The sequence below is a fragment of the Parvibaculum sp. genome, from assembly GCF_035511255.1.
Taxonomy (GTDB): domain Bacteria; phylum Pseudomonadota; class Alphaproteobacteria; order Parvibaculales; family Parvibaculaceae; genus Parvibaculum.
Window position 1 is genome coordinate 1 of sequence record NZ_DATKFR010000307.1, and the last position, 2,917, is coordinate 2,917.

3 protein-coding genes and 1 pseudogene are annotated in these 2,917 nt (G+C 63.6%); all 4 read right to left on the minus strand.

All coding sequences use genetic code 11. The features are described from left to right. On the minus strand, positions 1-181 hold a 181-nt coding region (locus VMR03_RS12185), incomplete at its 3' end, for a TetR/AcrR family transcriptional regulator (RefSeq protein ID WP_325405572.1). A 280-nt stretch (positions 182-461) separates the two neighbouring features. After that, positions 462-2,009, minus strand: coding sequence for a glutamine-hydrolyzing GMP synthase (gene guaA, locus VMR03_RS12190; protein ID WP_325405574.1), 1,548 nt, complete (start codon positions 2,007-2,009; stop codon positions 462-464). A 7-nt stretch (positions 2,010-2,016) separates the two neighbouring features. Then, complete coding sequence (locus VMR03_RS12195) at positions 2,017-2,514, minus strand: tetratricopeptide repeat protein (protein ID WP_325405576.1); 498 nt, start codon at positions 2,512-2,514, stop codon at positions 2,017-2,019. A gap of 102 nt (positions 2,515-2,616) precedes the next feature. Further along, a pseudogene (locus VMR03_RS12200) lies at positions 2,617-2,917 on the minus strand (MFS transporter); the annotation flags it as partial.

A 2,917-nucleotide genomic window follows, 5' to 3' on the forward strand; every position in this document is an offset into this window, starting at 1 on the left:
ACTGCTCGAACGCTTCGGCGATCGCCGCGCTCAGCAGACCGTCGGCGCTGTGGAAATGATGATAGAGCGTGGGCGCCGTCACCTTCGCGATGTCGCAGACCGCCCGCGTCGAGAAGTGCGCCTCGCCCTCCTCCTCGATCAGCGTCAAGGCCGCCGCCAACAGTGCCGTCTTCGTATCCATATCTGGAATATAGCACCGCTATAGGAGCGAGTCTATAGCGGTGCTATATTCTTTGCATGAATGGAAACTTCGCCCTGAGGCAAAGCCCCGGCGGCCTTTTCGGCAAGGCGCCTATTCCGGCCGAGTTCTAACGAGTGCCGACCCGCGGAAACCCGCCGTCTGCGAGACAGAAGTGAATGGAGTGTGTGAACGCTATGGGAAAGAAAGACGGACGAGAACGGCAACCGCGCAAGGGCGAAAACCACGCCGGAAACTACGCTATTGCCGCCGTTTCTATCCGTCACTCCCACTCGATGGTGCCCGGGGGCTTCGACGTTACGTCGTAGACGACACGGTTGATGCCGCGCACCTCGTTGATGATGCGGGTCGAGACGTGGCCGAGGAAGTCGTGGGTGAAGGGATAATAGTCCGCCGTCATGCCGTCGGTGGAGGTCACGGCGCGGAGTGCGCAGACATAGTCGTAGGTGCGCTCGTCGCCCATCACGCCGACTGTGCGCACGGGGAGCAGCACGGCGAAGGCTTGCCAGATCTCGTTATAGAGACCGGCATGGCGGATCTCTTCGAGATAGATCGTATCGGCCTTGCGCAGCAATTCGAGCTTCTCGCGCGTGATCTCGCCCGGCACGCGGATCGCGAGGCCCGGCCCCGGAAAGGGATGACGGCCGACGAAGTCCTCCGGCAGGCCAAGCTCTCGCCCAAGCACGCGAACCTCGTCCTTGAAGAGCTCTCGCAAGGGCTCGACGAGCTTCATGTTCATGCGGGCGGGCAATCCACCGACATTGTGATGGCTCTTGATCGTGACCGACGGGCCGCCGGTGAAGGAGACGCTCTCGATGACGTCGGGATAGAGCGTGCCCTGCGCGAGGAAGGCCGCGCCGCCGATCTTCTTCGCTTCGGCTTCGAAGACGTCGATGAAAGTCGCGCCGATGATCTTGCGCTTCGTTTCCGGATCGCTGACACCTTCGAGCTTGCCGAGGAAGAGATCGCCCGCATCGGCATGCACGAGCGGGATGTTGTAGTGGTGGCGGAAAAGCGTCACGACCTGCTCGGCCTCTCCGGCGCGCAGCAGCCCCGTATCGACGAAGACGCATTGCAGCTGGTCGCCGATCGCCTCGTGCAGCAGCACCGCAACGACGGAGGAGTCGACGCCGCCGGACAGGCCGCAAATCACCTTCTCCTTGCCGACCTGTGCACGGATCTTCGCGATCTCATTCTCGCGGAAGGCCGACATCGTCCAGTCGCTGACGCAGCCGCAGATTTTGTGAACGAAATTTTTCAGCATGTCGCGGCCGCGTGGCGTATGCGCGACTTCGGCATGGAACTGGATGCCGTAGAAATGACGATCCTCGTCGGCGATGGCCGCGAAAGGCGCGTTGCGGCTGACCGCGACGACTTTGAAGCCCGGCGGGATCGCGACAACGCGATCGCCATGGCTCATCCACACCGGCTCCTGCTCGCCGACGGTCAGCAGTCCCTCGAAGAGTTTGCAATCCTCGGTGACGCTGATGACGGCGCGCCCGAATTCGCGTTCTTCCGAGCCCTCGACCTTGCCGCCCAGTTGCGCGCACATGGTCTGTTCGCCATAGCAGATGCCGAGAACCGGCAAGCCGCAGGTGAACACCCAGTCGTCGGCGCGGGGCGAGCCGATGCCCGTCGTGCTGGCGGGGCTGCCGGAGAGAATGATGCCCTTCGGCTTGAAGCTCTCGAAAAGCCCTTCGGTCTTATTGAACGGCACGATCTCGCAATAGACGCCGCTCTCGCGAACGCGCCGGGCAATGAGCTGCGTAACCTGGCTTCCGAAATCTATAATGAGGATGCGGTCGGTCATATTCCGTCTACGGATGAGTGGCGGGTGTGTTGGTGTCGAGAGATTGGCCGGGCCCCGGTGTCTTTTTCTTGAGCGCTGATGCAAGCTCGTTTGTCTGTCGGCAGGCGGGGCAGGAAAGCTGAAGCTTGCGCAGCTTGTCATTGGCGGCATCGGTGTCGCCGTCCGCGACGTCGAGCGTGGCTGCCCCGAACAGGGCGTCGGGCTCCACGGGCTCGACCTCGAGCGCGAAACGATAATATTTGCGCGCCATGTCGGCGTCGTTGTGGCTCTGATAGAGCCGCCCGAGCGCCGCGAGCGCATGGGCGTTGGCGGGGTCGGCGACGATCGCCTCTTCCAGCAGGCGGCGGGCACGGACGAAATCGCCCGAAGCAACCGCTTCCGTCCCCTTTCCGGCGAGTATCCGCGAGGCCTGCTGCGACGCTTCGTTGACCTTGGCGGCTGCCGGCGCGGCGCCGATGCAGAGAAGCGCCAGAAGGCAGAGGGAGCGGAGGAAAACGGCCATCATTCGTGCGAGCCTCGAAGAAGGCGGGCGGGGCCTCGAAGGGGAATTCGATCCGGTAGACCATCCCTTCCCGCTTGCGTCAAGTGCCTCATGCCCGCACCATTCTCACGTTTTCCGCTGCATGATCGCGACGAAAAATCCGTCCGTGCCGCTCCGCGCCGGCGAGAGCCGCAGCGCCGGCCCGGGCGGTACCTCGGGCATCGTTACATTCTCCGGCCAGCGGGACCGCCAGTCGAGCGCCTCGAAATCCCGACGCTGCGCGAGAAAGGCCGCGACGCGGTCTTCGTTCTCGGAGGGCAGTATCGAGCAGGTCACATAGACAAGCCGTCCGCCGGGACGCACCAGGCGCGCGCCGCGCGCCAGCACTTCCGCCTGCGTCACGCGGTAGCTTTCGAGCAGGTCGGGC

Bases quoted from the DNA above. Each gene is read 5' to 3' on its own strand.
- VMR03_RS12195 (WP_325405576.1), bottom strand. From the start codon at position 2,514: ATGATGGCCGTTTTCCTCCGCTCCCTCTGCCTTCTGGCGCTTCTCTGC.
- guaA (WP_325405574.1), bottom strand. From the start codon at position 2,009: ATGACCGACCGCATCCTCATTATAGATTTCGGAAGCCAGGTTACGCAG.